The sequence below is a fragment of the Mesorhizobium sp. P2_E7 genome (assembly GCF_056403855.1).
On record NZ_JBFUER010000002.1, the window covers coordinates 343156 to 360155 of the forward strand.

At 62.8% G+C, this 17000-nt stretch carries 17 protein-coding genes; 1 reads left to right on the top strand and 16 read right to left on the bottom strand.

The features are described 5' to 3' along the window. Window positions 1-21 precede the first annotated feature (21 nt). The 8 genes from rpsO to rimP all read right to left on the bottom strand — a co-directional run bounded on the left by rpsO (window position 22) and on the right by rimP (window position 8716). On the bottom strand, window positions 22-396 hold the full coding sequence (gene rpsO / locus AC1DYC_RS18685) for a 30S ribosomal protein S15 (protein WP_477300560.1): 375 nt from the start codon (window positions 394-396) through the stop codon (window positions 22-24). 97 nt (window positions 397-493) lie between these two features. Continuing rightward, a complete protein-coding gene (gene corA, locus AC1DYC_RS18690) occupies window positions 494-1588 on the bottom strand; it encodes a magnesium/cobalt transporter CorA (protein WP_477408829.1) in 1095 nt (364 codons plus the stop codon). A 44-nt stretch (window positions 1589-1632) separates the two neighbouring features. Continuing rightward, window positions 1633-2598, bottom strand: a complete 966-nt coding sequence (gene truB, locus AC1DYC_RS18695; RefSeq protein ID WP_477408831.1) for a tRNA pseudouridine(55) synthase TruB — start codon at window positions 2596-2598, stop codon at window positions 1633-1635. After that, on the bottom strand, window positions 2598-3014 hold the full coding sequence (gene rbfA / locus AC1DYC_RS18700; protein ID WP_477408832.1) for a 30S ribosome-binding factor RbfA: 417 nt from the start codon (window positions 3012-3014) through the stop codon (window positions 2598-2600). The genes truB and rbfA overlap by 1 nt, the downstream gene beginning before the upstream one ends. A gap of 171 nt (window positions 3015-3185) precedes the next feature. Further along, the gene (gene infB, locus AC1DYC_RS18705) at window positions 3186-5753 is read right to left on the bottom strand and encodes a translation initiation factor IF-2 (protein ID WP_477279403.1); all 2568 of its coding nucleotides are present in this window, start codon (window positions 5751-5753) and stop codon (window positions 3186-3188) included. Continuing rightward, entirely contained in the window at window positions 5750-6400 is a 651-nt protein-coding gene (locus AC1DYC_RS18710; protein WP_477408833.1) for an RNA-binding protein, read from the bottom strand. Before AC1DYC_RS18710 ends, infB begins: the two co-directional genes overlap by 4 nt. Window positions 6401-6438: 38 nt before the next feature. Continuing rightward, window positions 6439-8034 (bottom strand): transcription termination factor NusA, encoded by a 1596-nt coding sequence (gene nusA, locus AC1DYC_RS18715; protein ID WP_477408835.1) that lies wholly within the window; start codon window positions 8032-8034, stop codon window positions 6439-6441. 49 nt (window positions 8035-8083) lie between these two features. After that, window positions 8084-8716 (bottom strand): ribosome maturation factor RimP, encoded by a 633-nt coding sequence (gene rimP, locus AC1DYC_RS18720; RefSeq protein WP_477408837.1) that lies wholly within the window; start codon window positions 8714-8716, stop codon window positions 8084-8086. Window positions 8717-9012: 296 nt separating this feature from the next. On the opposite strand from rimP, the gene AC1DYC_RS18725 reads away from it, so the two are divergent. Continuing rightward, window positions 9013-9177 carry a hypothetical protein gene (locus tag AC1DYC_RS18725; protein ID WP_477300543.1) on the top strand — a complete coding sequence of 55 codons (165 nt, stop codon included), beginning with the start codon at window positions 9013-9015 and terminating at the stop codon, window positions 9175-9177. Window positions 9178-9219: 42 nt separating this feature from the next. On the opposite strand, the gene trmB is transcribed toward AC1DYC_RS18725, so the two are convergent. From trmB to AC1DYC_RS18765, 8 genes are all read right to left on the bottom strand, one after another. Further along, window positions 9220-9921 carry a tRNA (guanine(46)-N(7))-methyltransferase TrmB gene (gene trmB / locus AC1DYC_RS18730; RefSeq protein ID WP_477408839.1) on the bottom strand — a complete coding sequence of 234 codons (702 nt, stop codon included), beginning with the start codon at window positions 9919-9921 and terminating at the stop codon, window positions 9220-9222. A 120-nt stretch (window positions 9922-10041) separates the two neighbouring features. After that, window positions 10042-11307 (bottom strand): methionine adenosyltransferase, encoded by a 1266-nt coding sequence (metK, locus tag AC1DYC_RS18735; RefSeq protein ID WP_477279392.1) that lies wholly within the window; start codon window positions 11305-11307, stop codon window positions 10042-10044. 220 nt (window positions 11308-11527) lie between these two features. Further along, window positions 11528-11947, bottom strand: a complete 420-nt coding sequence (locus AC1DYC_RS18740; RefSeq protein WP_112566421.1) for a helix-turn-helix domain-containing protein — start codon at window positions 11945-11947, stop codon at window positions 11528-11530. A gap of 137 nt (window positions 11948-12084) precedes the next feature. Continuing rightward, complete coding sequence (gene lnt / locus AC1DYC_RS18745; RefSeq protein WP_477408841.1) at window positions 12085-13677, bottom strand: apolipoprotein N-acyltransferase; 1593 nt, start codon at window positions 13675-13677, stop codon at window positions 12085-12087. 23 nt (window positions 13678-13700) lie between these two features. After that, window positions 13701-14234, bottom strand: coding sequence for a VOC family protein (locus AC1DYC_RS18750; RefSeq protein ID WP_477408843.1), 534 nt, complete (start codon window positions 14232-14234; stop codon window positions 13701-13703). An 11-nt stretch (window positions 14235-14245) separates the two neighbouring features. Then, complete coding sequence (locus AC1DYC_RS18755; protein ID WP_477408845.1) at window positions 14246-15322, bottom strand: hemolysin family protein; 1077 nt, start codon at window positions 15320-15322, stop codon at window positions 14246-14248. A gap of 28 nt (window positions 15323-15350) precedes the next feature. After that, complete coding sequence (ybeY, locus tag AC1DYC_RS18760) at window positions 15351-15857, bottom strand: rRNA maturation RNase YbeY (RefSeq protein ID WP_477408847.1); 507 nt, start codon at window positions 15855-15857, stop codon at window positions 15351-15353. A gap of 34 nt (window positions 15858-15891) precedes the next feature. After that, window positions 15892-16884: a PhoH family protein gene (locus AC1DYC_RS18765; RefSeq protein ID WP_477233649.1), complete on the bottom strand. Its 993-nt coding sequence runs from the start codon at window positions 16882-16884 to the stop codon at window positions 15892-15894. Between the last annotated feature and the right edge of the window lie 116 nt (window positions 16885-17000).

The window sequence follows — 17000 nt, forward strand, 5'->3', positions numbered from 1 at the left end:
GAAAGCCCGCCGGTCAATTCGTCAACGGCGCAGACCGAGCTTCTCGATCAGCGTCTGATAGCGCGCGTCGTCCTTGCGCTTGAGATAATCAAGCAGGCTGCGGCGCTGGGAGACGAGAGCGAGCAGACCACGGCGGGAATGGTTATCCTTCTTGTGGTCCTTGAAGTGGTCGGTCAGGTTCTTGATGCGCTCGGAAAGGATGGCCACCTGGACTTCCGGAGACCCGGTATCGCCCTTGGCGGTTGCGAATTCACCCATCAATTCCTGTTTGCGCTCGGCAGTAATCGACATCGTGTTTTTCCTTATCTGTTTGAGGAAACGGGTCGCCCTCAGCCGGGATGTCGTCCAGCAGGGGCCGGTGCAAGCAACGCGACATGGCGCGAAGCTGCGGCGCATATAGGGCAATTCCCCGGAAAACACCAGCCCAATTCATAAAGCCGGCTTTTCGCCGCTTTTTGCTCGCGAATCCAAGAATTTCTCCGGCGGCAGAAGCTTATAGCCACTTCTTGCTTTTGAAGAAGACGATCAGGCCGACAGCAACGGCCAGCATGAACAGCAGCGAAGCCGGGTAGCCGTAATAGGCCTTCAGTTCCGGCATGTTCCATGGCGAGCTTTCGGGGTCGAAATTCATGCCCCATATACCGACCAGGAAGGTGAGCGGCATGAAGATCACCGAGACGATGGTGAGATAAGAGATGACATCGTTGGTGCGCGCCTGGCTCAGCGACAGATGCATTTCAATCAGGCCGGTCAGCATGTCGCGCTGGTTCTCGACCAGCTCGATCAGCCGCAGTGCGTGGTCGAGCGTGTCGTTGAAGAAGATTTTCGTCTCGGACTTCACATAGGGCACGTCGTTGCGGATCAGCGTCGCCAGCGCATCGCGCATCGGCCACAGCACGCCCTTCAGCACATTGGCGTCGCGCCGCAATTCGTGCAGTTGCCGCATCTGATGCTTGTGCGGTGTGTTAAGCATCTCATCCTCGATGCCGTCGACCTCCTCGCTCGCGGCCTCGATCGGCGGAAAATAGCTGTCGACAATGGCGTCGATCAGCGCATAGGCCAGATAGTCGGCTCCGCGCGACCGCAAGCGGTTGGGCAGCGCCGCCGCGATGCGTTTACGCACGGGGTCGAACGGATCGCCTTCGCGTTCCTGGAAGGTGACGACGAAATTCCTGCCGAAGAACACCGCGATCTGCTCATAGCGATGCACCTTGACGTCGTCGATCATGCGCATGACGACAAACGCGTGATCTTCGAAGAAGTCGACCTTCGGCCGCTGACCGGTGTTGACGACATCTTCCAGCGCCAGCGGATGCAGGTTGAAAATCCGGCCGATCTCCTCGATCAGCTGGATGTTGGCGAGCCCGGTGCAGTCCAGCCAGACGACCGGCCAGTTGTCGCAATGGGTGTTGAGATCATCGATGCTGGCCTTTTCGATGGTCTTGAATTTTTCCGGCGAGATCAGCGTCAGCCGGAGCTCGGAGCGGCGCGCCGCCGGATCGGCGATCAGCGTGCCGGGGGAAGCGCCGACCGGCGGCCGCCGCGTTTTCACCGGCGTCCGCTTCTTCACCGTATCAGCCTTTGCCATGTGCCCCTCGGGTGTAACGTCCGATTGAGATTAGACGACGGGAATCAGCCGGCAAAGACCCGCTTCGGCTTGAACATGCCTTGCTCGATGGCGCCGATGGCGACCAGCTTGCCACGCGCCGTAGCGCAGGCTTCCTCGGCCTCCACGGGCGCGTCGCGGCCGCGGATGATGACCGGATTGCCAAGCCGGATCTTGGTCGCGGCGTCGTCGCTGATGGCGATCTGCGGCAGGCAGTCGAGCGCGGCCGCCGTGTCGACAAGCAGCGCATCGATGGCGCCAAAGTCGATCGGCGCATCGGCAGCGTCGGCATCGCCGTCAGCTTCGCGCTGTTCGCCGAAACGGGCGGCCTCCAGTTCAGCAACAGTGACGAAGTCCTCCTGGGTGAACGGCTCGACCTCGACCCGGCGCAGTTCGGCGATGTGGCCGAAGCAGCCGAGGTCGCGGCCCATGTCGCGGGCCAGCGAGCGCACATAGGTGCCCTTGCCGCATTCGACCTCGAACAGGGTGCGGTCGGCGGCATGCTCGACAATATCGAGGCGGCCGATTTCGATTTCCCGCGCGGGTATATCGACCGTCTCGCCCTCGCGAGCGAGGTCGTAGGCACGCTCGCCAGCGATCTTGATGGCCGAGAATTGCGGCGGCGTCTGCATGATGACGCCGGTGTATTTCGGCAGCAGCGCCCTGACGTCGGCCTCGGCCGGTCGCTTGTCCGAACTGTTGGTCACCGGACCTTCGAGGTCGTCGGTCGAGCGCTCCTCGCCCCAGGCGACGGTGAAACGGTAGATCTTGGCGCCGTCCTGCACGTAAGGCACGGTCTTGGTGGCCTCGCCGAGCGCGATCGGCAGCATGCCGGAGGCCAGCGGGTCGAGCGTGCCGGCATGGCCGGCCTTTTCGGCCTGGAACAGCCATTTGATCTTGGAGACGGCTTCGGTCGAACCCATGCCGACCGGCTTGTCCAGCACCACCCAGCCGGAGATCGGCCGGCCCTTCTTCTTGCCGCGGCGCCCCACTATTTCTCGTCCTTGTCGTTGTTGTCTTCAGGGCCGAGATCGCGGGCGACTTCGGGCGATTTCAGGAGATCGTTGATCCTGGCGAAATTGTCGAATGACGTGTCGAGCTTGAAGCGAAACTCAGGCATGAACTTCATTTGCCGGAGCGCGCCGGAAACGCGGCCACGGACGAATTTCGCGTGCTTGTTGAGCGCGTCGATCACCGCTCCGGTGTCCTTGGCGCCGAGCGGCGACACGAAGGCAGTGGCGACCCTCAGATCGGGCGACATGCGCACTTCCGAGACCGACACGACAGTATTCTCGATCAGCGGATCGATGATCTCGCCGCGCTGCAAGGTTTCGGAGAGCGCATGGCGCACCTGTTCGGCGACACGCAACATGCGCTGGGATGGGCTGGAGACGGTTGGACGGGGCATTTTTCTCAATCCTGAAAGCGTGAGGCGCGGGATGGGACCGTGCCGCACGTCTCATACTTGTTCTATGCATGTCGTTTATCCCAAAACCGCTACGCACTTTTGGGCGACAGGCATTAAAGTTTGGGCGGCGGTCTTTCGACCACCGCCCGGTCGTGCCGACAGTATACGAACTCAGAGCGTTCTGGTCACCATCTCGACGCGGAAGCACTCGATGATGTCGCCGACGCGCATGTCCTCGTAGTTCTGGAAGGCCATGCCGCATTCCTGGCCGCCTGGAACTTCCGCAACTTCGTCCTTGAAGCGCTTCAGGGTCTTCAGCGTGCCTTCGTGGATGACGACGTTGTCGCGGATCAGGCGCACGCCCGCACCACGCTCGACCTTGCCTTCGGTGACACGGCAGCCGGCGATCTTGCCGACCTTGGTGATGTCGAAGATCTCGAGGATCTCGGCATTGCCGATGAAGGTCTCGCGACGTTCCGGCGAAAGCAGGCCCGAGAGCGCCGCCTTCACGTCATCGACGAGGTTGTAGATGATCGAGTAGTAGCGGATTTCGATGCCCGCGGCCGCAGCGGCCGCGCGTGCTTGCACGTTGGCGCGGACGTTGAAGCCGATGATCGCGGCACCGGACGTTTCCGCCAGCGACACGTCGCTTTCGGTGATGGCGCCGGCGCCGGCATGAACGATGCGCGCACGCACCTCGTCGGTGCCAAGCTTGTCGAGAGCGGCGTTGATCGCCTCGATCGAGCCCTGAACGTCGCCCTTGATGACCAGCGGGAATTCCTTCAACCCGCTCGTCTGCAACTGCGACATCATCTGTTCAAGCGAGCCGCGCTGGCCGGCATGGCGAGCCACCGCCTTCTCGCGCGCCAGACGCTGGCGATACTCGGTGATTTCGCGGGCGCGGGCCTCGTTGTTGACGACGGCGAACCGGTCACCGGCCTGCGGCGTGCCTTGCAGGCCAAGCACCTCGACCGGCATGGCCGGAGGCGCTTCCTTGATCTGCTCGCCGCGGTCGTTGACCAGCGCGCGCACCCGGCCCCATTCATTGCCGGCGACGAGAATATCGCCCGGCATCAGCGTGCCGGTCTGCACCAGCACTGTGGCGACGGGGCCGCGGCCCTTGTCGAGTTGCGCCTCGATGACGACGCCCTCGGCGGTACGGTCCGGATTGGCCTTGAGGTCGAGAATTTCGGCCTGCAGCAGGATCGCCTCGAGCAGCTTGTCGAGATTGGTGCCCTTGGTCGCCGAGACCTCGACGTCCAGCACTTCACCGCCCATCGATTCGACGAACACCTCATGGCGCAGCAATTCCGAACGCACCTTCTGCGGATCGGCGCCATGCTTGTCGATCTTGTTGATCGCCACGATGATCGGAACGCCGGCCGCCTTGGCATGGCTGATCGATTCGATCGTCTGCGGCATGACGCTGTCGTCGGCCGCCACCACCAGGATGGCGATGTCGGTAGCCTGGGCGCCGCGAGCGCGCATCGCCGTGAAAGCAGCGTGGCCGGGCGTGTCAATGAAGGTGATCTTCTGACCGTTCTTCTCGACCTGGTAGGCGCCGATATGCTGGGTGATGCCGCCGGCTTCGCCGGAGACGACATTGGCGTTGCGGATGGCGTCGAGCAGCGAGGTCTTGCCGTGGTCGACATGGCCCATGATGGTCACGACCGGCGGCCGCGACACCAGGTCCTCGGCATTGTCGGCGATGTTGAACAGGCCTTCCTCGATGTCGGACTCGGCGACGCGGCGGACCGTGTGGCCAAATTCGGTGGCTACCAGTTCGGCCGTGTCGGCGTCGATGATGTCGCCCGGCTTGAGGATCTGGCCCTGCTTCATGAAGTACTTGACCACATCGACGGCGCGCTCGGACATGCGCTGCGCCAGTTCCTGGATGGTGATGGTCTCGGGCAGGATCACTTCGCGCATAACCTTCTCGCGCGGCTCATTGTGCATCGCGCGCTTGAATTTTTCCTGGCGGCGACGCATCGACGACAGCGAGCGGGCGCGCGCATCCTCGTCGGAAAGCGCCGTGTTGAGGGTCAGCTTGCCGCGACGACGGTCTTCCTCGGCCTTGGTGGGCTTGGCCGGACGCGCCACTTCGGGCGTGACCAGACGGCGGACCGGGGCACCCGCGCCGCTTGGGCGCTTCGGCTTGACCTCTTCCTCGTCGTCGACCGTCGCCAGTTCGGCGGCGAGCGGCGCGCGACGGCGCGCCTCTTCCTCGGCACGGCGGCGGGACTCGGCCTCCGTCTGCAGACGAGCTTCTTCCTCGGCCTGACGGCGCGCGGATTCCTCGCGCTCGCGCTTGCGGCGTTCCTCATCCTCGGCGCGGCGCTTGGCGTCTTCGGCGGCGCGCTGACGATCCTCGACTTCACGAACCTTGGAGCCTTCGAGCGCCCTGCGCCGGGCTTCCATTTCGCCACGCGACAATTCGTTCAGCACCATGCCGCTGCGTTCGACCGGCGGCGGCGGGGGCGGCGCCTTGGGCGCTTCCTGCACCACGGGAGCTGCCACAACCGCGGGCTTGGGCGTCAAAACGGGTGCTGCCACCGGCTCCGGCTTGTCGCCGGGCATGGAGAATTTGCGCTTCTTGATCTCGACCTGGACCTGCTTGGTGCGGCCATGCGAGAAATTCTGGCGCACGACGCTCTGCTCGGTACCGGGGCGCTTCAGCGTCAAGGTCTTCTTCGGTGTAACACTCAACGTCTTGTCGTCGCCCGATTTCGTATCGCTCATTCCATATCCTCTGCAGCATCATCTTCGTCAGCAACGGCCGCAAGCATTGCCAGATCGTCGGGGGTTCCGCCCCGATATCGGTCGAGCGCAACCATGCGCTTCTCAACCGCCTTGCCCGCGTCTCCCGCGAGAACGGCAGCATGTATCACATTTGTACCCCCCAATGCCAAGCTCAACTCGGCCTCGGAGAAAAGTTTGTAGGCAAGGACTGCGGGCCCGCCGAGGTGGACAGTTGCCCGCCGCGCCTGGCTGATCTTGCGCACGCCATCGTCGGACGCTTCGGTCGCGTGGAGCACGAAAAGCGCCAATCCACTGCGCACCGCGCTCTCGACCTTGGTGGCGCCGAGAGCGATCGCGCCAGCCTTGCGGGCAAGGCCGAGCATGCCCAAAGCGGATCGTGCAAGCAGTCCGTCGACCATGCCGCCGAGATCGTGCGGTACGGTCACTTGCGCCTTGAAGGCGCGGGCAAACAGGTTCTTCGCCGCCGCCTTGTCGATATGTAGGCGGTCGGCGCTCACCCAACAACCACGGCCGGGCAGGTTTCTCTTGATGTCCGGAACGACGGCCGAATCCGGGCCGACGACGAAACGGATCAGCTCATCCGGCTCGGCTTGCCTGCGGGTAACGATGCAGGTGCGATCGTTCATCTCGTCCTGGGGCGGGTTGTGTGCGATGCGGTTTCACCTCACGCACCAACAGCTTCGTCAGCCGGGACCTGTTCGGCTGCAAGCTCGTCTTCGGTGATCCAGCCGGCCTTGAGGCGGGCTGCCAGAACCATCTGCTCGGCGTCAGTGCGCGACACGCCGTGATTGGCGAGAACGCCTGGATAGACCTTGGTTTCGCCGTCCTTGCGTTCCTTCCACCCGGTGAGGTCGTCGGCGGCATAGCCGGCGAAATCCTCGATCGTCTTCACGCCATCCTCGCCGAGCGTCACCATCATGGCGGTGGTGACGCCGGGAATTTCGCGCAGCTCGTCGGTGACGCCCAGCGCCTTGCGCTTCTCGTCATGCTCGGCTTCGATTTTCTCCAGATATTCGCGAGCGCGGGTCTGGATCTCCGAAGCGGTGTCTTCGTCGAAGCCATCGATAGAAGCGATCTCGCCCGAATCGACATAGGCAACTTCCTCGACGCTGGTGAAGCCTTCGGAGGCCAGCACCTGGCCGACCATCTCGTCGACATCGAGGGCTTCCATGAACAGCGACGAACGCTCGACGAATTCCTTCTGGCGGCGCTCGGATTCCTCGGCCTCGGTCAGGATGTCGATGTCCCAGCCGGTGAGCTGCGAGGCAAGGCGCACGTTCTGGCCACGGCGGCCGATGGCCAGCGACAGCTGGTCGTCGGGAACCACCACTTCGATGCGCTCGGCATCCTCGTCGAGCACGACCTTGGCGACTTCCGCCGGCTGCAGCGCATTGACGATGAAGGAGGCGGCCGAAGGCGACCACGGAATGATGTCGATCTTTTCGCCCTGCAATTCGCCGACAACGGCCTGGACGCGGCTGCCGCGCATACCGACGCAGGCGCCGACCGGATCGATCGACGAGTCACGCGAAATGACGGCGATCTTGGCGCGCGAGCCCGGATCGCGGGCGACCGACTTGATCTCGATGATGCCGTCATAGATTTCCGGCACTTCCATGGTGAAGAGCTTGGCCATGAACTGCGGATGGGTGCGCGACAGGAAGATCTGCGGGCCGCGCTGTTCGCGGCGCACGTCGTAGACATAGGCGCGGACGCGGTCGCCATACTTGTAGTTTTCGCGCGGGATCAGCTCATCGCGGCGGATAATCGCCTCGCCACGGCCGAGATCGACGATGACGTTGCCATACTCGACGCGCTTGACGGTGCCGTTGACGATCTCGCCGATGCGGTCCTTGTATTCGTCATACTGACGGTCACGCTCGGCTTCGCGCACCTTCTGCACGATGACCTGCTTGGCCGACTGGGCGGCAATGCGGCCGAAATCCATCGGCGGCAGCTGTTCGGCGATGAAGTCGCCGAGCTGGGCGTCGGGATTGCGCTCGCGCGCCGAGGAAATGGCGATCTGGGTGGCGTAGTCGTCGACCTTCTCGACCACTTCCATCAGCCGCTGCAGCTTCATCTCGCCAGTGTTGGCGTTGATGTCGGCGCGGATGTTGGTTTCCTGGCCGTAGCGCGAGCGCGCAGCCTTCTGGATCGCATCGGCCATTGCGGCGATGACGATCGACTTGTCGATCGACTTTTCACGCGCGACCGCATCGGCGATCTGCAGCAGTTCAAGTCTGTTGGCGCTTACAACCATGTCTTTATCTCCCGAACTGGGTGCCGGAGCTTGACCGGCAGCTCAATCGTTATTCCTGTTCGTTTTCTTCCGTGGCGCCTTCGGAAACATCGTCTTCCGGCTCGCCGCGGCGTTTCTTGGCTTCCTTGCGTTCCCTGTTGTCCTTCGACAGGGCGTCGCGGATGAGGTCGTCGGTGAGGATCAGCCGCACATCGGCGATCGCGTCATAGGGAACGCGCACCGTCGGCTCTTCGCCATAAGCGGCCTTGTCGCGCTCGATCAGCACATCGTCTTCAGCGGCTTCGGCGATCTTGCCCTTGAAGCGCTTGCGGTCGGCGACCAGCACCGAGGTTTCCATCTTCACCAGATGGCCGGTCCAGGTGACGAAATCCGACTTGCGCACCAGCGGCCGGTCGATGCCGGGCGACGACACTTCGAGATGATAGGCCTTTTCGATCGGATCGTCGACGTCGAGCGCCGGCGACACAGCGCGGCTGACCTCCTCGCAATCCTCGACGGTCATGGTGCCGTCCTCGCGTTCGGCCATGATCTGCAGCGTCAGCCCGTTCTGGCCCGACAGATGCACCCGCACGAGGCGGAAACCGATGCCGCGCAACACCGGCTGAACGATCAGCGCGATGCGCGCATCGATGCCGCTTTCGCGGATGATGCGGTCGTCGGCTTCGCTTGCCGTAGCAGTCATGCGGTTCCTGTCGCTCTTTGATGGCTGACCGGCAGGTAATAAAAAAGAGCGGGACCGGGTGGACCCACTCTTCGTCATACCGACCAAGAATTTGAGGCTGATATAGACGATCCCGGCCGGTGTTTCAAGCCTGTTGACGGGTCGGGCAAAGTGCAGCCGGCGACGGCTGGCCAGGATTGCGCGGGGCGCATGCCGCCTATGCCGTAACAGCCCTGTGATTTCAGACGCCGCATTCCTATCTATGTTGCACTGCACAAACCGAAATGGCGCGCGGTGGCGCGCGAAAGGTCAAGACAATGAGCAACCGTAATGTGTTTTCCGCCATAGGCGACGCTTTTGCCCTGTTCGGCAGCGCCGTTGCCGCCTCGCGGGCCGTCGAAGCCGGCCGCAAACCGCGCGCCAATGATTTGCGCAGGCTTGGCATGGACCCGACCGCTTTCGACAAGATCGGCCGTTTCTAAGCCGGGCCTGATGACAACGCGGGACCCCTGTCCCGCAGCGGACTAATTCCTGATGAAGGTGAGATAGGCCGGCCGCCGGCCCTCGCGAATGGCTTTTGCCTCGTAGCGTGTGCCCGGCCAGCCTTCATAGGGCCGATGCCAGTCGGCCGCATCTTGCGCCTGCCATAGAAATGCGCCATGCGCCCGGCAGTGCAACAAAGTCCAGTTCACATAGGTGTCGATGTCGGACGCGAAGCGAAATTTTCCGCCGGGCTTCAATACGCGTGCGAACCGGTCGAGGTTGAGCGGGCTGACGAAACGCCGCTTCCAGTGCTTTTTCTTCGGCCAGGGATCGGGATAGAGCAGGTCGATGCCGTCGAGCGAGGACTGTGGCAACCAGTCAAGCAGGCGCGTGGCGTCGTCATTGTGGACGCGAAGATTGGCAAGCGGCTTTTCCCGCACCGCCATCATCAGCTTTGCCATCCCATTGACGAACGGCTCGACGCCGATGAAGCCGGTCGCCGGGGCTTCCATGGCCCGATGCAGCAAATGCTCGCCGCCGCCGAAGCCGATTTCCAGCCGAACCGTCGAAACATCCGCCGTAAACAGCGTGCGCAAATCCGCAGGCGCTTGTGCGGAGAGGTCGAGGCCATAGGCGCCAAGACCGCTTTCCAGCGCCGCCGCCTGCAGCGGGCGAATGGTCTTGCCATGCCGGCGGCCGAAGAACCCTTCGGTCGCCCGGCTCCGCCTTTCCTTTGGGTCCATGGCCAGGTCGCGCGCCGCGCTTAGATTGAGATGAGATTTGGCTGAAATCTCATCTCAATCTAATCCTTTGTTGGAGCATGATCTTTTCCAAAAACCGGTACCCACTTTTTGGAATCATGCCTAAGCGGCAACTGCGTCCTTGAGCGCCTTGGCCAAATCGGTCTTCTCCCAGGAGAAAGACCCGTCACGGCCAGCCTTGCGGCCGAAATGGCCATAGGACGAGGTCTTGGCGTAGATCGGCTTGTTGAGGTCGAGATGCCTGCGGATGCCGGACGGCGACAGATCCATCACCGTACGCAGCGCATCCTCGAGCTTGGCCTCGTCGACCTTGCCGGTGCCGTGCAGGTCGACATAGACCGACAGCGGCTGGGCGACGCCGATGGCGTAGGAAAGCTGGATGGTGCAGCGATCGGCGAGCTTGGCCGCCACGACATTCTTGGCGAGGTAACGCGCCGCATAGGCGGCGGAACGGTCGACCTTGGTGGTGTCCTTGCCGGAGAAGGCGCCGCCGCCATGCGGGGCAGCACCACCATAGGTGTCGACGATGATCTTGCGGCCGGTCAGGCCGGCGTCGCCGTCGGGGCCGCCGATGACGAACTTGCCGGTCGGGTTGATGTACCACATGCAGTCGTCGGCGATCTTGAGGTCGCCGAGCGCCTCGCGGATGTAGGGTTCGACGACCTTGCGGACCTTCTTGGAATCCCAGGACGAATCGAGGTGCTGGGTCGACAGCACGATCTGCGTCGCTTCAGCGGCCTTGCCGTCGATATAGCGAACGGTGACCTGGCTCTTGGCGTCGGGACCGAGTTTGCCGGCCTCGCCATTGTTTTCGTGGCGGGCGGCGGCGAGCAGTTCGAGGATCTTGTGGCTGTAGTAGATCGGCGCCGGCATCAGGTCCGGCGTCTCGCGGCAGGCATAGCCGAACATGATGCCCTGGTCACCGGCACCTTCTTCGCCCTGGCGGTCGGCGGCGTTGTCGACGCCCTGGCCGATGTCGGGCGACTGGCCGTGCAGCAGAACCTCGATCTTTGCCGTCTTCCAGTGAAAGCCGGCCTGCTCGTAGCCGATTTCGCGAATCGCCTTGCGGGCGACGGATTTGAACTTGGCCGGGTTGACGACCGGGTGGCCGGCGGCATCCATCAGGATGTTGCCTTGCTTGTCTTTCTTCAGCAGCGTCTCGGGAACCCGGACCTCACCGGCGATGACGACACGGTTGGTGGTGGCCAGCGTTTCGCAGGCGACGCGGACTTTCCAGGGGTCCATGCCGGTCTTCTTGGCCTCGCGATAGACCAGATCGACGATCTCGTCGGAGATGCGGTCACAGACTTTGTCGGGATGACCCTCGGCAACGGATTCCGAGGTGAAGAAGTAGTTCTGCCGCGTCACGGGTGTCCCCTCTTGAAAAAACGATCGGCAGGGCTGCCGATTTTGGCGCGCCACGTGTTAACGGTGCCGGGCGCCGCTCGTCAAGCGGTGCCGCAGTTCTGGCATGAATGTCGCAGCAATATATCTTGTACCACCGGCGACACGTGCCGCCGGCAGTCGAGCCATGGGCTACGGTGGCCAATGGGTCAATCGACCCGGTGGGTCGATAGACCCACGGGGATCACTCGGCATCTTCGGCAGAAAGGGATTTCACCAGATCGATGATCCGGCGGCGCACTTTCACATCCGCGATCTTGACGAAGGCGCGGTTGAGCTGAAGACCTTCCGGACTGCCGCAGAATTCGACGGCGAAAGCCATCGAAGCGTCCTCGGCAAATCCTCTGTTACCCACCGGCTCCTGCCCTGGCGCATCCTCGAAAAAGAAGGCGACAGGCACGCTGAGTATCGAGGCTATTGCCTGCAGACGGCTGGCGCCGACGCGATTCGTTCCCTTTTCATATTTTTGGATCTGCTGAAACGTAATACCGAGATTTTCACCCAGCTTTTCCTGGCTCATTCCAAGCATATTGCGCCGAAGCCGGACGCGACTTCCGACATGGATGTCGATCGGATTCGGTTTCTTCTTGTTTTCTTCTGTCATTTTTTCCTCGCCGAATTTTTCCGGCCTTTTCTATTTTTCTTGCCCAAACGAAGCCGGAGCCACCTGCCCCAACAGAAACACCAACCGACTTCGAGAAAATTAGGCGATAACAGTATGAGTTTCTAATGTGTCGACTGTCAATTCACCCGTAGCCGTTGCCTTACGTTCAAGCTGAGGGCGATAGCGGCAAACAGGAACATGATCAGCATTCCGTTAATGCGCCGTTGAGCGGCGGAGATGAACGCCTGGCCGGAGATGGGCACCCGCGCGTCGATGGCACCACGCGCATCGACCGCCAGCGCGTCGACGACGCGCCCACGCGTATCGACAACGGCCGAAATGCCGTTGTTGGCTGCGCGCAACAGGGGCAATCCATTTTCCACCGCGCGAATCTGTGCCTGCCTGAAATGCTGGTACGGTCCGGGCGTGTCGCCGAACCAGGCGTCGTTTGTGACATTCACAATAAGCTGGGATGACGTAGCGTCAACTGAAACCAGATCGGGAAAGATCACCTCGTAGCAAATAAACGGCAAGGCGCTGATGCCGCCGGGCAAAGTGATCGGGTGACGCTCATTGCCGGCGGCGAAGTTCATCGGCCCGGCGACCAGCTGTTCGATGCCGAAGCGGCCGAGCAGACCGGAAAACGGCAGATACTCGCCGAAGGGCACCAGATGCACCTTGTCGACGGCGTCGGCAATCTCGCCCTTGTCGTCGATCGCCACCACGGAATTGTAGTAGCGGCTGCCGGTCTCGGCCCCCGATCCGCCCTCCTCACGCACGACGCCGGCAATCAGCATCTGCCCGGGTTGTAGCATGTCGCCGAGCGCGGTCAGCGCATCAGGGCGCTCGGTGAACAGGAACGGCACCGACGTCTCCGGCCACAGGATGAGCTGCGGTTTGTTATGACCGGGATCCGGCGCTGCGGCCGACAGGCCCATCATGGTGGCAAAGATGCGGTCACGCACCGAGGCGTCCCACTTCTCGCTGAGATCGACATCCGGCTGCACGATGCGGACATCGAGATTTTGCGTTGCCGGCTTGTCAGGGGTCGCCAGCCTGAAATAGCCGAAGCCGGCATGGGCGGCGACGAGAACGGCAAGCAACACCAGTCCGAGGCGCAGATGCCGGCGCGCGGCGAGCAGAGCCGGCATGGCAAAGACAAACACCGCCAGCGCGTTCATGCCGATCATGCCGGTCACCGACACGCTCTGCATCAACAGCGGCACGGGCATCGCCGCATAGCCGACGGCATTCCAGGGAAAGCCGGTGAACAGGAAGCCGCGCAGCCATTCGGTCAGGCCAAAAGCGAAGGCAAGGGCGGCGATGCGGCCGATATCGTTGGTCCATAACAGCCGGGCGACGACCGCGGCGAAGCCGTAGAAAAACGCCAGCGCCAAAGGAATGCCGACGACCGCGAACGGCAAGGCCCAGGCGAAACTGTCGGCCTCGACCAGAAGCGCCTCGCCGATCCACCACAGGCCGGCGAGGAAATAGCCGAAGCCGAACCACCAGCCGATGGCAAAGGCTGGCCGCAGGCGCCTGAGCCAGCTGTCGGAGGCCTCGCCGGTGGCACCGTCGAGCAGCCAGACCAGTAGCGGAAACGAGACGAAACAGACGGCGAAGAAATCGTAAGGCGCCTGGGCGAGAACCGCCAGCGCTCCGGCAAGAAACGCCACCAGCGCACGCCGCCAGCCCCAAAGCAGAATTATCCGGCCGGCCAGGCGCTCCATGCAGACTTCCCAAGTCGTGCGAATCAGGAGCCAAGATTTATCAGGCCGCGCGCCGTGCTCCAAACATCGATAAGCGCAATCTGATGTTGCCGGTGCCAGCCTTCTATGCTGAAGCCGCTCAGCTGCTCGGCCTCCTCCCGCGGAACGGCGCGTAAGGTCTGGGTGAAGGTCCAGACATGGCCTTCCGGGTCGCGGGCGCGGTATTGCCGCTCGCCGTAGAAATGGTCGGCCGGCTCCTCGGTGATTTCGGCTCCGGCCGCCCTCGCCTGTTCGCAATGCGCGTCCAGGCCGCCTTTCAGCCGCACACAGACCGATTGCGTGTTCTTGCCGCCGACACTTGCCGGGCTGGCAATATGGTCGGCCCATTCGGAATCGACGATGATGTAGCCATCGCCGAAACGCATCTCGGCATGGACCAGCCGTCCGTCGGCGTCATTGACCACCATGCTCGGTTCGAAACCGAAGGCCGCCTCAAGCCAGATCAACGCCGCCCTTGGATCCCGATAGAAAACCCCGGAACCGAACGTGGCGTGTTTGAACGGGTCGTCGACCGTCATGTCGCGCGAAATCAGGCCTGCTCGGTGCGAGCGGTTGCGCGGCGGCGGCGCTCGCCCTTCTGGTTCTGAACGATGCGCACCCGCTTGACGCGGCGCGGATCGGCGTCGAGCACGTGGAATTCGAAGCCGGGTATGGCCTGCACGACTTCGCCGCGCGCGGGCACGCGGCCAAGCGTGTTGAAGATCATGCCACCGATGGTGTCGACATATTCGCCGTGCTCGCCGGCGGTAAAATCCTCGCCGATCATCTTGGCGACCTCGTCGATCTCGGCCTTGCCGTCGACGACGAAGACGCCCTCGCCGGTCTGGGTGATCAGCGGCTCGTCTTCGTCATGCTCGTCTTCGATGTCGCCGACGACCATTTCAACGATGTCTTCCAGCGAGGCGAGACCATCGGTGCCGCCATATTCGTCAATGACCAGCGCCATCTGGGTACGCGTCGTCTGCATGCGGCCCATCAGGTCGGAGGCCAGCATGGAGGGCGGCACGAAGAGAACCGGACGGATCAGATTGAGGTCGCCGATAGTGCGGCCAAGATCGACCTGGGCGAGGTCGAGAAGCGTCGTTGCCGGTGTCTTTCTCGATGTCCTGCCCTTTTTGACCCGGGCGATTTTGGTGATGTGGGCCAGCACGTCGCGGATGTGGACCATGCCGCGCGGATCATCGAGCGTCTCGGAATAGACCGGCATGCGCGAATGGCCGGACTGCTCGAACAGGCCGAGCAGATCGCCCAAAGTCGTGGTGATCTCGACCGCCTCGATGTCGGCGCGCGGCACCATGACGTCCTCAACGCGCACCTCGCGCAGGCGCAATATGTTGTTGAGCATGGCGCGTTCGCCGGGCGAAAACGATTCGGCATCGCTGGTCGTTTCGGCAAGCGCGCCGGCGATCTCCTCGCGCAGGCTGGTGCCGTTGCGCTGCCTGAAAAGGCCCAAAACACGGTCGAACAGGGAGGGACCGGCAGGCGATGGCTCGCTCGTGACGCTGCCGGAGATGGTACTCGGACTCGATCCCTCTTCCGTCGTATCGGAAGGCTTGGTCGCACTGCCAGCCTCGGGGCGGGCGGCAGTTTCTGGTTTGTCGTTCATCGTCGTCCGGTCAATTGGTCTTTTGTCATTACGTGTAGGGATCGGGAATGGCAAGCCTTGCAAGCGCTGCGCGCTCGATGGCTTCCATCTCCTCGGCCTCTGCATCGGTCTCGTGATCGTAGCCAAGCAAATGCAGCAGGCCATGAATGACGAGATGGGTGATATGGTTCTCGAAGGGCTTCTCTTCCAGGGCCGCTTCGCGCGTCACGGTCTCAGACGCGAGCACGATATCGCCCAGCATCGGCGGCAGCTTGCCGCCCTTGGGGAACGGAAAAGCCGGGAAAGACAAGACGTTGGTCGCCTTGTCCTTGCCGCGCCAACCGGCATTGAGGGTGCGTATATGGGCATCGTCGGAAAAGACGATGCTGAGCTCGGAAGGGCCGGCCGCGGCGGTTTCGGCAAAGGCAGCCGACACGGCGCGATCGACCAGCAGCGACAGCGCCGACTCGTCGGGCCAATCGCCGGCCTCGACCGACAGATCGATCTCGACGGGGATCGAACTACCCCCGCCGCCAGTCTTTATGTCTTCAGGCATGAGATATCTTCAGGCATGAGCCCGCATCGTCACATCAGCTCTCGGCGCCGAGGCCGCGCGACAGCTTGGCGTCGCGGTCATAGGCCCTGACGATTTCGGCCACCAGCGGATGGCGCACGACATCGACATCGTTGAAGCGCACGGTTACCGCGCCGGCCACACCGTCAAGGACACGCAAAGCTTCGACCAGGCCCGATTTGGTGCTTGGGGGCAGATCGATCTGCGTCGGATCGCCGGTGACGATCATGCGCGAATTCTCGCCGAGGCGGGTCAGAAACATCTTCATCTGCATCGGCGTGGTGTTCTGCGCCTCGTCGAGGATGACGGCGGCGTGCGCCAGCGTTCGTCCGCGCATGAAGGCCAGCGGCGCAATTTCGATGACTTCTGCAGCGATGGCACGCTCAACCTTGTCGGCCGGCATCATGTCGTACAGCGCATCATAAAGCGGCCGCAGATACGGATCGACCTTTTCCTTCATGTCGCCGGGCAGGAAGCCCAGCCGCTCGCCGGCCTCGACCGCCGGTCGCGACAGGATGATGCGCTCGACCATGCCGCGTTCGAGCAGCATCGCCGCATGCGCCACCGCCAGATAGGTCTTGCCGGTACCGGCGGGACCGATGCCGAACACCAGCTCCGAGCGCTCCAGCGCCCGCATATAGGCGTCCTGGTTGAGCGAACGGGCATAGATGGTCTTCTTGCGGGTGGATATCTGCGCGGCCGAAACCTTGCCCTTGCGCTCCAGCGTCGGCAGCGTCAGCTGGTCGTCGGCGGCGATCGCCATGCGTACCGCGCCGTCGACGTCGGACTGGCCGATATCGGTGCCTTTCTGGAGAATGCCATAGAGATTGTCGAGCGCGCGGCGCGCCTGCTCGGCCGCCGAGGCCGAACCCTTGATGGTCAGCTGGTTGCCGCGCGAGCGGATGTCGACGCCGAGCTTCTGCTCGAGCCTCGCCAGGTTCTCGTCAAACTGGCCGTACAGGGCGCTGGCAAGCTTGTTGTTGTCGAAAGTCAGAACGATGTGCGCCATGTCAGAGGCCCCGGACGTCTGGTTCTGGGGCAGAGTCTTCACTTCAGCAGCGCTCAACCGTCTCTCCTCATCTGCCGAGGTCTGTTGCTATGCATGTCGTTGCCCCAAAACCGGGA

What these genes read in the sequence shown, in the direction of transcription:
- rpsO (WP_477300560.1), bottom strand. Translation starts at nt 396, where the DNA reads ATGCGCCGCAGCTTCGCGCCATGTCGCGTTGCTTGCACCGGCCCCTGC.
- corA (WP_477408829.1), bottom strand. Translation starts at nt 1,588, where the DNA reads ATGGCAAAGGCTGATACGGTGAAGAAGCGGACGCCGGTGAAAACGCGG.
- rbfA (WP_477408832.1), bottom strand. Translation starts at nt 3,014, where the DNA reads ATGCCCCGTCCAACCGTCTCCAGCCCATCCCAGCGCATGTTGCGTGTC.
- infB (WP_477279403.1), bottom strand. Translation starts at nt 5,753, where the DNA reads ATGAGCGATACGAAATCGGGCGACGACAAGACGTTGAGTGTTACACCG.
- AC1DYC_RS18710 (WP_477408833.1), bottom strand. Translation starts at nt 6,400, where the DNA reads ATGAACGATCGCACCTGCATCGTTACCCGCAGGCAAGCCGAGCCGGAT.
- nusA (WP_477408835.1), bottom strand. Translation starts at nt 8,034, where the DNA reads ATGGTTGTAAGCGCCAACAGACTTGAACTGCTGCAGATCGCCGATGCG.
- rimP (WP_477408837.1), bottom strand. Translation starts at nt 8,716, where the DNA reads ATGACTGCTACGGCAAGCGAAGCCGACGACCGCATCATCCGCGAAAGC.
- AC1DYC_RS18725 (WP_477300543.1), top strand. Translation starts at nt 9,013, where the DNA reads ATGAGCAACCGTAATGTGTTTTCCGCCATAGGCGACGCTTTTGCCCTG.
- trmB (WP_477408839.1), bottom strand. Translation starts at nt 9,921, where the DNA reads ATGGACCCAAAGGAAAGGCGGAGCCGGGCGACCGAAGGGTTCTTCGGC.
- AC1DYC_RS18740 (WP_112566421.1), bottom strand. Translation starts at nt 11,947, where the DNA reads ATGACAGAAGAAAACAAGAAGAAACCGAATCCGATCGACATCCATGTC.
- lnt (WP_477408841.1), bottom strand. Translation starts at nt 13,677, where the DNA reads ATGGAGCGCCTGGCCGGCCGGATAATTCTGCTTTGGGGCTGGCGGCGT.
- AC1DYC_RS18750 (WP_477408843.1), bottom strand. Translation starts at nt 14,234, where the DNA reads ATGACGGTCGACGACCCGTTCAAACACGCCACGTTCGGTTCCGGGGTT.
- AC1DYC_RS18755 (WP_477408845.1), bottom strand. Translation starts at nt 15,322, where the DNA reads ATGAACGACAAACCAGAAACTGCCGCCCGCCCCGAGGCTGGCAGTGCG.
- ybeY (WP_477408847.1), bottom strand. Translation starts at nt 15,857, where the DNA reads ATGCCTGAAGACATAAAGACTGGCGGCGGGGGTAGTTCGATCCCCGTC.
- AC1DYC_RS18765 (WP_477233649.1), bottom strand. Translation starts at nt 16,884, where the DNA reads ATGGCGCACATCGTTCTGACTTTCGACAACAACAAGCTTGCCAGCGCC.